Genomic DNA, 15,345 nt, shown 5'->3' on the forward strand with positions numbered 1-15,345 from the left:
CGCTCGGGCGGAATGTCAGCCACCCGTCCGGACGCTCGGGCAGCGTCCGGTCTGCCTGCGGGGCGACCGGTCAGGATCCTGCCAGCGCGGCCCCCCTGCCGGGCTGCCCACCGGTATCGGCCCGCAATGTGGGTCATCGGCGTGCGACTTTCCGGGAACGCTGTCGGAACCGGCCTTTGCTCCACCCCTGCGGCGTCCTTGCGGAATGGTGGCCACTCGGTCGAGCCGGGCGGGCAGCGTCTGGTCGGCCAGCGCAGCGGGCGTTCGAGCGCCCTGCCATCGCCGCCGGCCGGGACGTGACGGCCGTTGCTCCTGGCCGGAGCGGTGCGGAACAGCTGGCCGCGGCCGGGCTGGGCGAGCTGGATGGAGAAGGGGCTGTTCTTTCAGCCTGCCTGCCGGGGAGCGGGGAGCATCCGGGCGGCGTGGCGGGAGCGCGGCCGGAAGCCTGGGAGGTGCCGGGCCTCGGCGCGACGGGGGGCCGCGCCTGCGGTTCGACCGGGCCGGTCGGCAGCAGCTTTGAGCTGATCCCGCCGGGGCCGGCCCGGTTGCCGGAGATGCATGGTGGCGACGTTCCGGGTCGCGGCGCGGCGGCAGGCAAGGCGGCAGGTGCTTTCGTGGCCTGGGGCCGGGCGGCAGCCCGAACGGCTACATCGGAAACACGATCGGTCCTGCCCTGAAACCGGCCTGTAACCGTCGTCCCGATATCCAGGCCGTCATCTTGATGGTGGATCGGAGATCACGATGAACGGCGACGCCATGGCCGGTACGCGGCACGAGATGATGACGGCAGGCAGCGTCCTGTCGATCGTCGAGGAGGGCCGCGGCCTGCCCGTCCTGCTTGGGCACGGGTTCCTCTGGGACTGGAGGATGTGGCAGCCGCAGATCCGCGCCCTGTCCTCGCGCTGCCGGGTCATCGTGCCGGAGCTGTGGGGCCATGGCAGGTCGGGGGCCCTGCCTCACGGCACGCTCCGGCTGGCCGACCTGGCCCGGCACATGGTTGGGATGCTGGATCGGCTCGAGATCGAGCGCTGCGTCGTGGTCGGCTCGTCGGTCGGCGGCATGTGGGGCGCCCACCTGGCGGCGCAGGCGCCGGAGCGGGTGGCCGGGCTGGTGCTGATGAACAGCTATCTCGGCCGGGAGCCTGCGGGCAAGCGGCTGGCCTACAAGGCGATGCTCGATCAGGTCGAGGCATCCGGCCGGGTGGGGGACCAGCTGGCCCAGGCGATCACGCCGCTGTTCTTCGCCCCGGACATCGAGACGCGTGCGCCGGCCCTGCCGGAAAGGCTGCGCCAGCAGCTCCGGTGCTTCGATGCCGACGTTCTGCGCCGGTCGATCGTGCCGCTCGGGCGGATGATCTTCGACCGCGCCGACGCGCTCGACCTGCTGCCGGGCATCCGGGCGCCCACCCTGGTCATCGCCGGCGCGGAGGACCGCGCCCGGCCGCCGGAGGAAAGCGACGAGATGGCCGGCCTGCTCGAAACCGAGCTGGTCGTGATCCCGGGCTGCGGGCACAGCGCCACGCTGGAGCGACCCGAGGCGGTCACGGCGGCATTGCTGGCGTTCCTCGACCGGCTGGGTCCTGGCAGGCCAGCCAAGGGCGCGGAGCAGCCCTGGCGCGGGGGCCATGCCTGGCGGTGAGCGTGGAGCCTGCGGCGGTGCAGGGACCGGCGCTGGCGCCGGCACCCGGCCGGCGGAGGCACGCGCTGCGAGGTGACGGGCAACCTTTGGATGGAGCGGGCCGGGTGCTGCGCTGGAGACAGCCTGAACGGCTCATTCTCGGCATCGCTGGAAATCCTGGACCAGGCGGGCTCCGGCCTGTCAGCCGAGAACGCGGACAGGCCGCGGCCAGGCCCGTCCCCTGCGCCTTTGGCTGGAGAACGGGTGGATCCATCCGCTGGCGGCCATTTTTGGGGCTGGCTTCATGCTGCTTCCCGACGGGCTGACGAGGCGTCGTGCGGGTCCGGTCGGGCCACGAGCTGCCAGCCTGGAGGTGTCCGGCGTCCCGGGGCGGGCAGGACAGCTGGCGAAGAGCCGCTTGATCAGGTGGCGTCGGGCGCATGCGTCGCCGGGGAGCGGACAGGGGATGGTCCGGCTGGCGGTGCAGGAAGAAGCCGCCTGGATCAGGCGGGCCTTCGGCCAGATGGGGAGATGGTCGGCATCATCGGCGTTGTTCGCGATCCGGTGCCCGAGCGGCGGCATGGCGCCTGGCGGCCGGGCCCACGCGAGGCGGCAAGGGGGGTGGCTGCGGCTGGGTTCACCCGGGACCGGCGGGCTGCCAGAACAGCGGCTGCCTCGGCCGGTGACGTGTCCGGCCGTGGCAGCGCTTGTCGATGCTCGTGGCCGGCACGCGGGCTGGCGGCATGGCTTGCCACCGGCAGCCGGTCTCGGGCAGGGGCAGGGCTTTCGCTGATCACGCCGCGGGTGATCGGCCGTTTCGCCGACCCGGCCGCCCATCAGGCCGGTGCGGCTCGATCCGCGCGGGGGGATGCCCGGCCGGCGGTGGCGGCGGGTCGCTTGGCAGACCCATTTTCTGCCTGGTGCTCCTGTTCGGCCGAGCGAAAACCGGGACGCTGCCGAAGGTTGCCGGGGGTCTCTGCCCTGGGTGCCTGATCCCGCAATGTGGCGATACGGTTGGCCATCATGCGGCGAGGGATGCGCGATGGGCCAGGTTCTTCACGGCTGCGCCCGTGCAATGGAGGCGGTTGGTCGCGCGATCCGCCTATGTCAGGAGAGCGTGAGAGCGGCGGCCAAGCAGCAGGGCGTCAGCCCGACCACCATCCTGGAGCGGCGCAAACGGCGGACAGCCGCGGACGCGCCCATGGGTCCGAAGCAGGTTCGTTCAACGGCCCGGACGTCCGAGGAAGAGGCGATGTTCCTCGCCGTTCGCAGAGCACACGCTGCCGCCGCCGGACGACTGCCTCCATGGCTTGCAGCCGACCATCCCGCACCTGACCCGCCCGTCCTTGCACCGCTGCCTGTCACGGCGTCTGGCCAATGTCCGTGAGCGTATCGGTGCGCCTGTCCCGGGGATCGGGCCCCGCCGCACCGAGCCATCGTCTTCCAGGCGGAACGGCAGGCAGGGCGCCGGCAAGAAGCCGGAGAGCCTGGTTGCCAGGATGGCCAGCGGGAGGCTTCGGGCCGAGGGGCTCATGGACATCGTTGACATCGACGTCGCCAAGGCCGGCGTCGAGGTGTTTCCCGGCTGGCTGATGAGGCATCGTACCGCTTCGTCTCAGCCCTGCATGCCTGCCTGGAGGCGACCGGCAGGCTGGACCTGGATGATGGCCGGTACGCCCAGGCTGGGCAGATCAGCATCGTCGATCCGGCGCGCACCGAGGCCGACGGTGCCAGCGAACTGGTTCACACCAAGACCAGACGGCTTCCCACCTCGACGGGTTGGCTTAGACCCCAGGCGACGCAGCCCTGATCGCCCGGGTCGGCCGGGCGCAAGCGCCAGCAGCCTGGACACTGCCCGGCGCGCATGGACGGGAACCGCGCGAACCGGTTCGACGCTGCGATGCCTTCAGGACGGCTCGCGTCCAGGAGATCAACCGTCCAAAGGCGGGCTTTGCCGCACCCGCCGCGGCAGCGTCGATTGCTGCTCGCCTTGCCTGGCCCGACGGGGAGATCGACGTGGTGCTCGTCGGGACAGGGCGCCTCATCGACGATGATCCGATCTTGAGCAGAACTCCGGCTCTCCTCCCAAGCATCGCCGACTTCAGCGACGTCTCCGCCGCCATCTTGCTGTCGGAACGTCCTGAACCTGGCCGAATGCACGCCGAAAGCCCTCGCCGCCTTCGCCGGGCTGTCGCCGAGCCGGCGCTCCTCCGGTAGTTCCAGGCGCGGCAGCGGTACCATCAGCCGCATCGGCAGCGGACGATTGCGCCGCACGCTCACCCGGTGCGCGCGCAGGGCCAAGCGGACCAGCAAGGCTCGGGGCGGCTTCGTCGACCGCATGGCCGCCGCAGGCGAGCCGCCCGAGGTCATCCTGGTTGCCGTCGCACGCAAGCTCTTGGCCCGGGCACCTTCGGTCCTAGGGAAACCGAATGCCGCTCCGTTCCGGAACACCCGACCTGCCGCCCGCTTGACCGGCAGCACGGTGGGTCCGGGGGATCGGGCGAAGCCCGATGGCATCAGCCGGCTGCCGGAGATCGACGGCGACAAACCCGTCAAGAAGCGCGTTGCCCGCTACCCGATCGGCTATTTCCACATCGACCTCGCCGAGGTGCAGAGCGGGGACGGCAAGCTGCGCCTGTTCTTGGGCATCGACCGTATGAGCAAGTTCGCCTTCGCCCGGCTCGTGCGGAGCGCCGGCAAGATGGAGGCAGCCCAGTTCCTGCGCGACCTGATCCTGGCCGCCGAACCGGTTCAGGCTCGGTCCGTCACACCACATCCCGGGCCCCTGCCCTAGCGTGGATGCCCGCCGCGGGATGCGCTGGCCCTGGCCATGGATGGCCGCTCGGCCTGGCGGAGGGCGTCGCGCAGCTGGCGCTCGGTGGCGCGCAGGCGGACTTCGGCGGAGGCCAGGCCGGCGAGCGCCAGGAGGGCCTGCGTTTCGCGCTCGCTCAAGGTGCGGACCCGGTCGTCGATGACGCAGAGCGAGCCCACGGCGAAGCCCTCGCTGTCGAGGATCGGCGCGCCGGCATAGAAGCGGAAGCCGGGCTCGCCCGCCACGGCCGGGTTGTCGGCGAAGCGCGGATCGCTGGCCAGGTCCTCGACCGAGAACACGCCCTTCTGCAGGATCGTGTAGTTGCAGAATGCCCAGCTGCGCGGCGTTTCCGGAAGGTCCAGCCCGAAGCGCGACTTGAACCATTGGCGCGTGGGGGTGAGCAGCGTCATCAGGGAGACCGGCACGTCGAGGGTCTGGCTGGCCAGCCAGGTCACCCGGTCGAAGGCTTCCTCGGGCGCCGTGTCCAGAAGCCCGGTGCGCTCCAGCGCCGCCAGCCTCTGGCCCTCGTTGAGCGCGATCGGAAAGGCCGTGCCGGCGGATGGCACCGCCACCTTGCCGGTGTCGGCCAGGGAGAAGCGGAGCGAGGCCACCGCCTCGTCGGGCGTGTCGAGGCGGATCACCCGGCCGGGACCCTCCAGGACGGGCGGCCCGGCGGCGCCGATCGCCAGGATCCGGCTGCGGCCCAAGGACGGGTCGGCGCCGACGCTGTGCAGAAGCGCCAGCCGCCCGGGATCCCGATCGGCCAGGTCGACCAGCACGGCATAGGGGCGGCTGGAGCCGATCGCGAGCAGGGCCGCGTGCGGGTCCTCGAAAAGTTCCGCCGTGCATTCGGCCACATCGGCGAACTGCCGCTCATAGAGGCGCCGCCGCCCGGCCGGCGCGACCACCACCACGGTCACCGACGGCGCGGGCGCGGACGGGGCGGGCGCCCGGCCCTCGATCAGCGCCTCGATGTCGGCGCGATAAACGCGGCGATGCCCGCCCGGGGTCTTCCAGGACGGGATCGAGCCGCCCTCGATGAGCAGCTGGGCGGTCCGCACCGAGACACCCAGCAGCTTCGCCGTGTCGGCCGTTGTCAGGATGTCCTTTGCGGGCTTGTCCATGCCGTTTCCTCCTGCGGCTCGTCCGGGCGCGCCAAGCCGCCTGCTGCCGCGGGCTGGCCGGCAAGATAGTCGCCGCGCCAAAAAATGGAAGTCTTGCTAAATTTGATAGAATTGATAGTACAGCGCCTCGCTTGGGTTCAGGCGGGCTCCCCCGCTCGCCGCCAAGCCCCGGACCGTTCGCCCTGGCTGGATCCCGGCTGCCTGATCCGGTGGACGCCGCGCCTGGATGATGTCCGGTCATGCGAGAAGGAATGTTCAGATGGCATGGCAAGTCGACCCGTCGGAGGACCGAGACTGGTTGCGGCGGGCGCGGGAGAACCAGGCGCGGCTGACCGCCGGGCTCCAGCCCCGGTACGACGTGATCGTCTGCGGCGCCGGCGCGTCCGGTTCGGTGGTCGCCCGGCGCTTGGCCGAGAACCCGGATGTCCAGGTGCTGCTGGTCGAGGCGGGCGGCAGCGACGACGCCGAGACCGTGCTGGACCCGGCCCAGTGGCCGGCCAACCTCGGCAGCGAGCGGGACTGGGGGTTCCAGGCCCAGCCCAACCGCCACCTGAACGGCCGCAGCCTCTCGATGTCGATGGGCAAGGGCCTGGGCGGCGGGTCCAGCGTCAACGTCATGGTGTGGGCGCGCGGGCACCGCAGCGACTGGGATTTCTTCGCATCGGCGGCGGGCGACCCCGCCTGGAGCTATGAGGCGGTGCTGGAGCTCTATCGCGAAATCGAGAACTGGCAGGGCGCGCCCGATCCCCGGTTCCGGGGCACGTCGGGGCCGGTCTGGGTCCAGCCTGCCGCCGATCCGAGCCCGATCGCCCATGCCATGCTCGACGCGGCCGAGGAGCTGGGCATCCCGACCTTCGCCCATCCGAACGGGCTGATGATGGAGGGGGATGGCGGCGCCGCCCTCGCCGACATGCTGGTGCGCGACAGCCGTCGCCATTCCTTGTTCCGCGCCTATGTCCGCCCCTGGCTGGACCGGCCCAACCTGACGGTGGCGACCGACACCGTCCTGCGCCGGGTGGTGATCCATGACCGGCGCGCCATCGGCGTCGAGCTGGTTCGCCATGGACAGGTGCAGACGATCGGCGCGCGGGTGGAAGTGGTGCTGTCGCTGGGCGCCATCCAGACGCCCAAGATCCTGATGCATTCGGGCATCGGCGATCTCAAGGAACTGGGCCGGTTCGCGATTCCGGTGGTGCAGCACCTGCCGGGCGTCGGGCGGAACTTCCAGGACCATGTGTCGTTCGGCTGCACCTGGGAATATCGGGAGCCGATCGCGCCGCGCAACAGCGGCAGCGAGGCGACGCTCTACTGGAAGAGCCGTCCCGGCCTGGACGCGCCGGACCTCCTGTTCTGCCAGGTCGAGTTCCCGGTGCCGAGCGAGCGGACCGCGGCCCTTGGCGTCCCGGCGCATGGCTGGACGATGTTCGCCGGCCTGGCGCATCCTGAGAGCCGCGGCCGCCTGCGCCTGCAGAGCGCCGATCCGGGGGCGCCGCTGGCGATCGACGCGAACATGATGTCCGAGCCTGCGGACATGGCGACCGCGAAAACCTGCGTGGAGCTTTGCCGCGCGCTGGGCAATGCCCGGGCGTTCCGGCCGTTCGTCCGGGGCGAAGCCATGCCGGGCGACCTGAAGGGCGAAGCGCTGGAGAGCTATATCCGCGACGCCGCCGTCACCTACTGGCACCAGAGCGGCACGGCCCGGATGGGGCGCGACGAGCTCTCGGTCGTGGACGGCGCGCTCAAGGTCCACGGGATCGAGGCCCTGCGGGTGGCGGACGGCTCGATCATGCCGCGGGTGACCACCGGCAACACCCAGGCACCCTGCGCCATCATCGGCGAGATCGCTGCCCGCAAGATCCGCGCGGCGCACGGTTTGTGACCCTGCCGCGCTGAGGGATCCCCAAGGCGGCGGACGGCCCCGGGCCCAAGCCCCCATGCGACGGCCGAGCCCGGCGCTGTTTCCTGCCTGAACTGGAAGCTCTGGTCCGATGCATCATCCGTTGAATGTCCGACACGCAAAGGCCGGCGCGATGCCGCCCGAGCAGCCGTGCCGCCTGGGGCGCGTGCTGGTGGTCCATGACGACGCGCGCGTCCGCCACGTGATCACGAGCTACCTTGCCGACCATCGCTACCTGGCCGTCGGCTGTGCCGGCGGCGAGGTGCTGCGTCACCTGCGCTCCGGCCTGTTCAGCCTCGTGGTGCTGGATGCAGGGCCTGGCCCGTCCGGCGGCTTCGACCGGCTGCGCCAGGTCCGCGCGCAGTCCGACGTCCCGGTGATCCTGATCACCGGGCGGCACGGCACCGACATCGACCGCGTGCTCGGGCTGGAGCTTGGCGCGGATGACGTTCTGTGCGGGGCGCTGCACCTGCGCGCGCTGCTGGCAGGCGCTCGCGCGATCCTGCGGCGCCAGCAGGCGGGCCGGCAGGCGGCGGCGCCGCCGCTCCGGGGCGGCTACCGCTTCGCCGGCTGGGAGCTGCAGCACCGCCGCCGGGTCCTGAAGAACCCGGCGGGCGAGACCGTCCGCCTGACCAGGAAGGAGTTCGCCCTGCTGGTGGCCCTTCTGGACGCGCCGGGCCGGCCGCTTTCCCGCGCCCATCTGGTGCGGGCGACCAGCACCCATGAGGATGTCTACGACCGCAGCATCGACGTCCAGGTGCTGCGGCTGAGGCGCAAGATCGAGGCGGATCCCCGCGCGCCCAGGCTGATCCGGGCCGAGCGCGGCATCGGCTATGTCCTGGATGCCGCGGTGGAGATCCTGTTCTGAGCGGGATGCCGGGCGGTGGGTGCCGCCCGGGCGCTCACCCGTCCGGCTGCCCGATGCTCCAGCTGCCGGCCTGGCGGTAGATGGCGTCGCGCAGGCGCTTGATGTCCCGGTTCAGCCGGCCGAGCTCGGCCGGGGACTGGTTCGATGCCGCCAGCAGCGCCTCGCCCAGGCATCCGGCCCGGCCCCGAAGATCGCGCCCCTTTCCGGTCAGCTCGACCACGACCTGCCGCTCGTTGCCGGGGTTGCGCGTGCGGCGGACCAGGCCGGCGGCTTCCAGCCGCTTGAGCAGCGGCGTCAGCGTGCTCGGCTCGAGCGCCAGCTGCTCGGCGATCCCGCCCACGGTCTGGCGGTCCTCGCGCCAGAGCACGTTGAGCACCAGATATTGCGGGTAGGTCAGCCCGAGCCCGTCGAGCAGGGGCTTGTAGGCGCGCTGGATGGCGATGCCCGTCGAGTAGATGGCAAAGCAGAGCTGGTCGTCCAGCGGCACCGGGCCGGCTGTATCCTTGGTCATCACGGGCTCCTTCGCGCGGCCGGCGATATGTCGTGCGATAACCGATATCGCGATAAATTTCTCTCGACAAGCACAGGCGGCCTCGCTAGAGCATTGCTTATCGCGATAATAGTTATCGCAGATAGAATCTCTCGTCTCCCGGTCAACCTGGTGAGGAACCCGTCCATGATCAGCAGGATCCAGAAGATCGCTCTGGCTGCCGCCGCCGCGTTGTGCGTCGCGGGCCAGGCCCATGCCGAAGCGCCCGAGGGGCAGAACGCGGGCCAGCCGCCCCGGAACGTGGTGCTCGTCCACGGCGCGTTCGCCGACGGCTCGGGCTGGCGCGGGGTGTATGACGAGCTGACGGCGCGCGGCTACCGGGTCAGCATCGTGCAGAACCCCCTGACCTCGCTGGCCGACGACGTGGCCGCCACCCGCCGGGTTCTGGCCCGCCAGGACGGCCCGGCGATCCTGGTCGGCCACAGCTATGGCGGCACGGTCATCACCGAAGCCGGCGTCGACCCCAAGGTCGCGGGCCTCGTCTATGTCGCAGCATTGGCGCCCGACGCCGGCGAATCCACCGGCGAGCAGTTCGCGCAGATCCCCGTGCCGCCGACCTTCGTGATCGAGACCGGCGAGGACGGCTTCGGCTTCGTCAATCTCGACACGTTCAAGACCGGCTTTGCCGGCGACACCAGCGATGCCGACGCGGCGTTCCTGCGGGATTCGCAGGTGCCGATCAACATGGCGATCTTCAGCGAGAAGGTCAGCCAGGCGGCCTGGCGGACCAAGCCCAGCTGGGCGGTGGTGGCGACCGAGGATGCCGCGATCGATCCCAGGCTGCTGCGCCACACCGCCCGGCGCATCGGCGCCGTCACCCGGGAGGTCGAGGGCAGCCATGTGGTGTTCCTGACCCAGCCAGAAGCGGTCGCCGACGTGATCGACGAGGCCGCCCGGAGCGTGGTGCTGGCAGCCAGCGGCGGCTGAGCCAGCTTTGCTGCCGCCGGCATGGCCGGGACAGGCGGGCCGTTCGGCGCCGCCTGTCCCGCGTCAGGACCATGCGCGCCTGCCGGGCAGGAAGGCATGGCGGCGGCCCGGGCCGATGGGATCGGATGGCAGGGGACGATCCCGGTGAAGCGCCCGACAACAAGGATTTTGATCCTTTCCATCTTGTCACCGTGGGTTTGTAGGAATATAAGCAAGTTCGCTCGGGTCGATAGGATCCCGAGCGGATGACTTGCGAGGTCCACCCCCATGAGCACGCTCCTGCCCCTGGACGATAACGGCCACCCGATCGCCATCCTGGGCTTCGTCCACCACGGCACCCAGAAGCTGGAGGTCGCCAGCAGCGCCAGCGCGCGCAGCGCCGCCCTGCCCGAAGGGGTCCGGGTGGTCAGCCTGATCGCCACCGGCCCGGTCCGCTTCGAGCTGGGCGGTGCCAGCGTCACCGCCGATCCGGCCAGCAGCCCCTATCTGCATCCGGGCGTCTATCTGGACCTGCCGGTCGGCGGCGCGGAGCGCCACGTGGCGCTGATCGCCGAGAGCGGGTCCTGTCAGGCCTACGTGATCGGGCGGACCTGACATGGCGCTGCGCCTGGGGCTGCCGGCAGCCCTGGGACTGGCCGGTCCGGCTTCGGCCGCGCCCTTGCCTCCCCCCTCGCCGCCGCCCCCGCCACCTCCTCCCCCGCCGCCGCCGGTCGAGACCAGCTACCTGATGGTGGCGAGCGCCGATCCGCTGGTCGACGAGCAGGGCAATCATCTCGTCTGGGAGCATTCCTGATGGCCAACCGCCAGATCCACGAGCTCGACCCGGCCGCGACCCTGGACAGCGCCGACCGGATCCTCGTCTCCACCGCCGCCGGCAATCTGACCCGGCGGGCGACCCTGGACGCCCTCCCCTTCGCCGGGGACCGGCCGGGTGCGGTTCCCCGCACCCTGCCGGCCAAGCTGCGGGAGCAGGTCTCGGTGCGCGATTTCGGCGCGATCGGCGACGATGCGGCCGACGACACCGCCGCGTTCGCCGCCGCCATGGCGTCGGGCGCCCGGGCCATCCGGATCCCCGCCGGCCGCTACCGGCTGACCGCCCCGGTGGACGTGCCGAACGGCACGGCCCTCCTGGGCGAGGGCCGCGACAGCTCGATCCTGCGCTTCGACCATGACGGCGCCGGGCTGCGCTTCGGCACGAGCTTCGCGCCCGGCAGCGCCGAATACACCGACGGCACCTGCACCGGGCTGGGCCTGACCGCGAAGGCCAGCGCCACCGCCGCCGCGCTCAAGGTGGTGGGCAACAATTTCATCGGCCGCGACCTGCGCTTCCGGGGCGGTGGTGCTGGCAGCTGGGCGATCGAGCTGGACCGCTCCAACGACTGGTCGCTGGTCGACCTTCTGGCCTGGGGCGACGGCGCCGACGCCTTTGCCGGCAACGGCATCTGGGTCCGCAACTCGACCAATGCCGCGGTCAACTATGGCGACGGCTCGCTGCGCCAGGTCTCGATCAAGCTTGGCGGCGACGGGCTCAAAGGCCTGTTCTTCGAGGGCGGCAGCGCCTCGCCCGGGATCGTCAACAACGTGCTGGTCGCGAAAGCCAACATCGTGGCGCCGAACCGGACCGGCTGCATCGGGATCCACATCAAGAACGCCCGCCGGCTGACCTTCGTTTCGGTGGACCTGGAATCCTTGTCCACCGGCGTGCTGGAGGAAGGCAGTGCCGCCGGGATGAGCGAGGTCAACACCTGGCTCGGCACCTATTTCCTGGCCAACAGCACCAGCCCGGCGGTCGCCTATGCCGACAACAACGGCACGGTCGCCGGCGCGGTGCGCAACCGCAGCTTTCTCGGCTGCGACAACTTCCCGGCCCTGACTGGCACGTTCGCGGACGGCGACACCATGCTGGCCCGCGGCCTGTGGCTGGGCTCCGCCAGCACCGGCCTGCCGGTGGTCCGCGCCACCGAGCAGGCCGGCAACCTGCGGGTCGACCGGGGGGCGTCCGCCTATATCCAGTTCGGCGCGCCGGCCACCGGCAACAACAGCCGGATCACCTGCGGGGTGGACGGCCTCACCGCCCCCTACGATGCCACGCTCTACATGGGCGACACCAACATCCGCAAGGTGACGGTCGAGCCGGTCCTGCACATGAACGAGCACCAGGATCTGCCGAAATCGCCAACCGACGGCATGATCGCCTTTGCCGCCGGCCACCCAAATTCAGGGACTTGGAATCCCTCCTACGACCGGGGCCTCTACAGTTTTGCTGGAGGCACCTGGCACCGGCTGGTGGATACCCGGATGAAGGGCTGGGTGGCGGTCAACGAGCAGACCGGCACCAGCTACACCCTCCAGCCGGGCGATGTCGGCGACCGGGTCGAGATGAAGAACGACGCCGCCAAGACGGTGACCGTGCCGCAGCTGGCCAGCGTGCCGGGCGCCTCCGGCACCAAGCCGCCGGGTGGGACCAACGTGATCGCCGGGCGGCGGGTCTATTGCGAAACCAGCATCGGCCAGGTGGGTGCGGGCGCCGTCACCCTGGTCCCGGCCAGCGGGGTGGTGATCGAGGGCCCGACCGCGACCAGCGCCGACGGCCAGACCATCGTGCTGCGCTGGGTGTCGGCGACGCTGGTGCGCACCCGGCTGGCGTGAGCGGGTCGATGGCGGCGCCGCCCGGGCTTCGGGCGCCGCCGCCGCTCGCCCAAGCAGGCGGGCAGGAGCCTGCGGAAAAGACTGACTTGGCCTGGCCAGACGGCGCTCGAGGCCTTGCTGACCACCGATCCGGCCGAGGATTTGGCCCGGAGCGAACCGGGCGCGAGGTGCCGGACACCACGAACAGCTTGCCCGCGTCCGTGCCGATCCCGGGAGCCAGGCGTTCCGGTGCTCAATGGCCAAGCCGTCGATCCGGTCGCGCAGGTCCGCCGGCGGCTGGATCCGTTGCCGTTTCTTCCCGGCCGCTCGGGCAGCGACCGGCCAGATCAGTCACAGCAACCATGGCGGCGCTGCGCCGGATCGTGGCAGGCGGATCCAACGCACCACGTCAGGCTTCCGCGGCGGAAGAACCTTGACCGTGGGAACCGCCATCATTACTCGGAATCGCTTTTTACATACTCAAGCTGGAGCGATTCCAATGCATATATTTGAATCATTTTACTCTCGCTCCTTCTCGATTGTAATCAGCTTCATTATTCTTGTTGCGGCCCCGGCATGGACGTTCGCCGATGAAGTCCAGGTGAGCGATTCGCGTGGCAGATCGCTCCAGATCGAGCGTCCGGTCGACCAGGTGGCGATCTTCCCGCTGCCGATCCCGGAGGCGATGATCGCCATCGACGGCGGGACCGAGCGCCTGATGGCGATCAACCCGAGGGCGCAGGCAGCCCTGATGAACGGCGTGATCGGGGAGCTGTTCCCGGAGGTCGCGGCCATCAGGACCGACCTGGTGGCGCCCAACTTCATCCCCAATGTCGAGGAGATCCTGAAGGCCGGTCCCGACATCGTGCTGCAGTGGGAAGCCAAGGGCGACGAGCGGGTGGCGCCCATGGAGAACGCCGGCATCGTGGTCGCGACGGTGAGCACCGCCACGCGCGAGACGCGGCGCGGCTACATCGCCATGCTCGGCCAGATCCTCGGCAAGGAGGACCGGGCGCAGGCGTTCCTGGACTGGGAGGACCAGACGGTCGCCAAGATCGCCGGCGTGCTCGGGGCCGCGCAGCAGCCGCAGCCGCGGATCGCCTTCATCGACGCGATGAACGGCAACGAGTTCGTCGTGTTCGGCCGCCAGGAAGCCTACTTCACGGCGGCGGGACTGGTGAATGCCGCCAGCGAGGCAGGCTTCACCGAGGGCTCGGTGAAGGTGGGCGCGGAAGCGCTGCTCGCCTGGGACCCGGACATCGTCCTGGTCAACTACTACAACGACGCGATGCAGCCGGCCGACATCCTGGACCACCCGGTCCTGGCCGGGCTCGCGGCTGTCCAGCAAAAGCGGGTCTACAAGACGCCCGCGATCGATCCCGCGACCGCGGCCGGCGGGCAGCTCGCCTATCTGTGGCTTGCCCGGATCGGCTACCCAGACCTGTTCGACGACGACCTGCGCAAGGCGGTCATCGACGGGTTCGACTTCCTGTACGGCCGGCAGCTCACCGAGGCGCAGGTCGACCAGCTCCTGCAGATGAACTGGAACCGCGACAGCGCCGGCTATGCGGGCGGCTTCGGCGCGGCCGGCTGACCAGGACGGGAACCGCACCGTGAAGGACATCGGCTTCATCACCTCGGGCGACGGCGCCCAGCTGAAATGCTACCTGGACTTTGCCGGCTTTCTCGACGAGCGCATCTACCTGCCGTTCCTCGACCGGGTCGACCTGACCGCGTTCCGGGCCATCGTCGTGCCGGACTTCTCCAACCAGGCGCTGCTGCACCGGCACGCCCGCCAGCTCAACGCCTACCTGGCCCAGGGCGGGTTCCTGGTCGTCTTCGAGCCCAACCGGATGGACCAGTGGCTCGACGTGGTCGAGGTCCCCTGGTTCGCGCGCGAGACCGAGGACTGGAAATGGTGGATGAAGCCGGGCGGGCGCATGGAGGCGTACCAGCCGGAGCCACGCCACCCGATGGCCCAGGCGATCCCGCTGCCCGCGATGTGCTGGCACTTCTTCGGCGCCTTTCGCTTCGTCCCGGACGCGACCCCGATCCTGAACCTCGACCACGACGAGGGCTGCCTGATGTACGACCAGCGGCTGCAGGGCGGCGGCCGGCTGATCGCGTCCACGCTCGACCCGCACACGCACCACGGACGCGGCTTCATGCCGGCGACCACCCGTTTCCTGGAGGGCTTCTATCCCTGGCTGAAGGCGGAGGTCGGGCGCGATGGCTGAGGCCGGCCGGGATTTCCGGGGCGGCCGGCGGCCGCGCCTGCTCTACCTGAAGTCGTACCGGGCCTTCGGCATCGACCGCATGGGCGGGCTGGTCCCGCAGGACTGGCACTACGCCGCCATCGACATCTACCAGCTGGCCGGCGCGGCGCTGGGCGAGGTCGACGTGCTGGTCGTCCCCGACATGCACGACCAGCTGTTCCTGAAGTCGATCGAGCCGCGCCTGGCCGCCTATCTTGCCGGCGGCGGCCACCTGCTGGTCAACGGCCACATCACTGAGCCATGGCTGCCCTGGCTGTCGCCCTTCAAGGCGGTCAGCCCGAAGCCCTTCAGCAACTGGATGATCCGCCCGCGCGATCCCGGCGCCTATTTCGGGCGCATGGACTTCGAGACCTTCCACCGGCACGAAGGCATTCTCGGCCAGTATGCCCGCGGCTACAGCGATCCGCCCGAGGGCGCCCAGTGGCTGTGCATGATCGGCGGTCCCGCCCTGGACGGCAGCGTCATCGAGGGGCCGGTGGACTGGGTGTGGCGGATGCCGGGGGGCGGCAAGCTGTTCGTCCATAACGGCGACAACATCCATCATTTCTGCTCGGACCCGCGCCACCAGCCCAACCTGTTCCACGACATCCTGCACGGGCTGGTTCATTCGGACGAGCCTGCCGGGATCCGCCGGTGACCTCGAACC

General features: G+C 70.5%; 12 protein-coding genes and 3 pseudogenes. 13 read left to right on the forward strand and 2 right to left on the reverse strand.

Annotation, left to right across the window (positions count from 1 at the left end; translation table 11 throughout):
• Positions 1–741: 741 nt before the first annotated feature.
• The 4 genes and pseudogenes from GEMRO_RS31935 to GEMRO_RS34505 all read left to right on the forward strand — a co-directional run.
• Complete coding sequence (locus GEMRO_RS31935) at positions 742–1,638, forward strand: alpha/beta fold hydrolase (RefSeq protein ID WP_205625093.1); 897 nt, start codon at positions 742–744, stop codon at positions 1,636–1,638.
• 1,021 nt (positions 1,639–2,659) lie between these two features.
• A pseudogene (locus GEMRO_RS35540) lies at positions 2,660–2,984 on the forward strand (IS481 family transposase); the annotation flags it as partial.
• A gap of 821 nt (positions 2,985–3,805) precedes the next feature.
• Positions 3,806–3,868: pseudogene (locus GEMRO_RS36040) on the forward strand (hypothetical protein); the annotation flags it as partial.
• Between the two features lie 261 nt (positions 3,869–4,129).
• Positions 4,130–4,357: pseudogene (locus GEMRO_RS34505) on the forward strand (IS481 family transposase); the annotation flags it as partial.
• Between the two features lie 50 nt (positions 4,358–4,407).
• Here GEMRO_RS34505 and GEMRO_RS0125680 read toward each other — a convergent pair.
• On the reverse strand, positions 4,408–5,553 hold the full coding sequence (locus GEMRO_RS0125680; RefSeq protein WP_027136292.1) for a GAF domain-containing protein: 1,146 nt from the start codon (positions 5,551–5,553) through the stop codon (positions 4,408–4,410).
• A gap of 259 nt (positions 5,554–5,812) precedes the next feature.
• Between GEMRO_RS0125680 and GEMRO_RS0125685 the strand changes: the two genes are divergently transcribed.
• Entirely contained in the window at positions 5,813–7,432 is a 1,620-nt protein-coding gene (locus tag GEMRO_RS0125685) for a GMC family oxidoreductase (protein WP_027136293.1), read from the forward strand.
• Positions 7,433–7,541: 109 nt separating this feature from the next.
• Positions 7,542–8,318 carry a winged helix-turn-helix domain-containing protein gene (locus tag GEMRO_RS0125690; RefSeq protein ID WP_084507631.1) on the forward strand — a complete coding sequence of 259 codons (777 nt, stop codon included), beginning with the start codon at positions 7,542–7,544 and terminating at the stop codon, positions 8,316–8,318.
• A 34-nt stretch (positions 8,319–8,352) separates the two neighbouring features.
• Here GEMRO_RS0125690 and GEMRO_RS0125695 read toward each other — a convergent pair whose 3' ends face one another.
• Positions 8,353–8,829 (reverse strand): MarR family winged helix-turn-helix transcriptional regulator, encoded by a 477-nt coding sequence (locus GEMRO_RS0125695; protein ID WP_027136295.1) that lies wholly within the window; start codon positions 8,827–8,829, stop codon positions 8,353–8,355.
• Positions 8,830–8,994: 165 nt separating this feature from the next.
• On the opposite strand from GEMRO_RS0125695, the gene GEMRO_RS0125700 reads away from it, so the two are divergent.
• The 7 genes from GEMRO_RS0125700 (at position 8,995) to GEMRO_RS31945 (ending at position 15,336) form a co-directional block, all read left to right on the forward strand.
• Positions 8,995–9,795 carry an alpha/beta fold hydrolase gene (locus GEMRO_RS0125700; protein ID WP_035486029.1) on the forward strand — a complete coding sequence of 267 codons (801 nt, stop codon included), beginning with the start codon at positions 8,995–8,997 and terminating at the stop codon, positions 9,793–9,795.
• A 267-nt stretch (positions 9,796–10,062) separates the two neighbouring features.
• The gene (locus GEMRO_RS0125705) at positions 10,063–10,389 is read left to right on the forward strand and encodes a hypothetical protein (protein ID WP_027136297.1); all 327 of its coding nucleotides are present in this window, start codon (positions 10,063–10,065) and stop codon (positions 10,387–10,389) included.
• 1 nt (position 10,390) lies between these two features.
• Positions 10,391–10,588: a hypothetical protein gene (locus tag GEMRO_RS0125710; protein ID WP_027136298.1), complete on the forward strand. Its 198-nt coding sequence runs from the start codon at positions 10,391–10,393 to the stop codon at positions 10,586–10,588.
• Positions 10,588–12,444, forward strand: coding sequence for a glycosyl hydrolase family 28-related protein (locus GEMRO_RS0125715; RefSeq protein ID WP_027136299.1), 1,857 nt, complete (start codon positions 10,588–10,590; stop codon positions 12,442–12,444). Before GEMRO_RS0125710 ends, GEMRO_RS0125715 begins: the two co-directional genes overlap by 1 nt.
• Before the next feature lie 580 nt (positions 12,445–13,024).
• Positions 13,025–14,017 (forward strand): ABC transporter substrate-binding protein, encoded by a 993-nt coding sequence (locus GEMRO_RS0125720; protein WP_027136300.1) that lies wholly within the window; start codon positions 13,025–13,027, stop codon positions 14,015–14,017.
• A gap of 19 nt (positions 14,018–14,036) precedes the next feature.
• The gene (locus GEMRO_RS0125725; RefSeq protein WP_157505750.1) at positions 14,037–14,660 is read left to right on the forward strand and encodes a hypothetical protein; all 624 of its coding nucleotides are present in this window, start codon (positions 14,037–14,039) and stop codon (positions 14,658–14,660) included.
• Positions 14,653–15,336, forward strand: coding sequence for a hypothetical protein (locus GEMRO_RS31945; protein WP_027136302.1), 684 nt, complete (start codon positions 14,653–14,655; stop codon positions 15,334–15,336). The genes GEMRO_RS0125725 and GEMRO_RS31945 overlap by 8 nt, the downstream gene beginning before the upstream one ends.
• The last annotated feature ends 9 nt before the right edge of the window (positions 15,337–15,345 follow it).

The organism is Geminicoccus roseus DSM 18922 (assembly GCF_000427665.1).
GTDB lineage: Bacteria > Pseudomonadota > Alphaproteobacteria > Geminicoccales > Geminicoccaceae > Geminicoccus > Geminicoccus roseus.

Excerpts from the sequence above, each read along its gene's own strand:
- GEMRO_RS31935 (WP_205625093.1), top strand. The coding sequence starts at position 742 with ATGAACGGCGACGCCATGGCCGGTACGCGGCACGAGATGATGACGGCA.
- GEMRO_RS0125680 (WP_027136292.1), bottom strand. The coding sequence starts at position 5,553 with ATGGACAAGCCCGCAAAGGACATCCTGACAACGGCCGACACGGCGAAG.
- GEMRO_RS0125685 (WP_027136293.1), top strand. The coding sequence starts at position 5,813 with ATGGCATGGCAAGTCGACCCGTCGGAGGACCGAGACTGGTTGCGGCGG.
- GEMRO_RS0125690 (WP_084507631.1), top strand. The coding sequence starts at position 7,542 with ATGCATCATCCGTTGAATGTCCGACACGCAAAGGCCGGCGCGATGCCG.
- GEMRO_RS0125695 (WP_027136295.1), bottom strand. The coding sequence starts at position 8,829 with ATGACCAAGGATACAGCCGGCCCGGTGCCGCTGGACGACCAGCTCTGC.
- GEMRO_RS0125700 (WP_035486029.1), top strand. The coding sequence starts at position 8,995 with ATGATCAGCAGGATCCAGAAGATCGCTCTGGCTGCCGCCGCCGCGTTG.
- GEMRO_RS0125705 (WP_027136297.1), top strand. The coding sequence starts at position 10,063 with ATGAGCACGCTCCTGCCCCTGGACGATAACGGCCACCCGATCGCCATC.
- GEMRO_RS0125710 (WP_027136298.1), top strand. The coding sequence starts at position 10,391 with ATGGCGCTGCGCCTGGGGCTGCCGGCAGCCCTGGGACTGGCCGGTCCG.
- GEMRO_RS0125715 (WP_027136299.1), top strand. The coding sequence starts at position 10,588 with ATGGCCAACCGCCAGATCCACGAGCTCGACCCGGCCGCGACCCTGGAC.
- GEMRO_RS31945 (WP_027136302.1), top strand. The coding sequence starts at position 14,653 with ATGGCTGAGGCCGGCCGGGATTTCCGGGGCGGCCGGCGGCCGCGCCTG.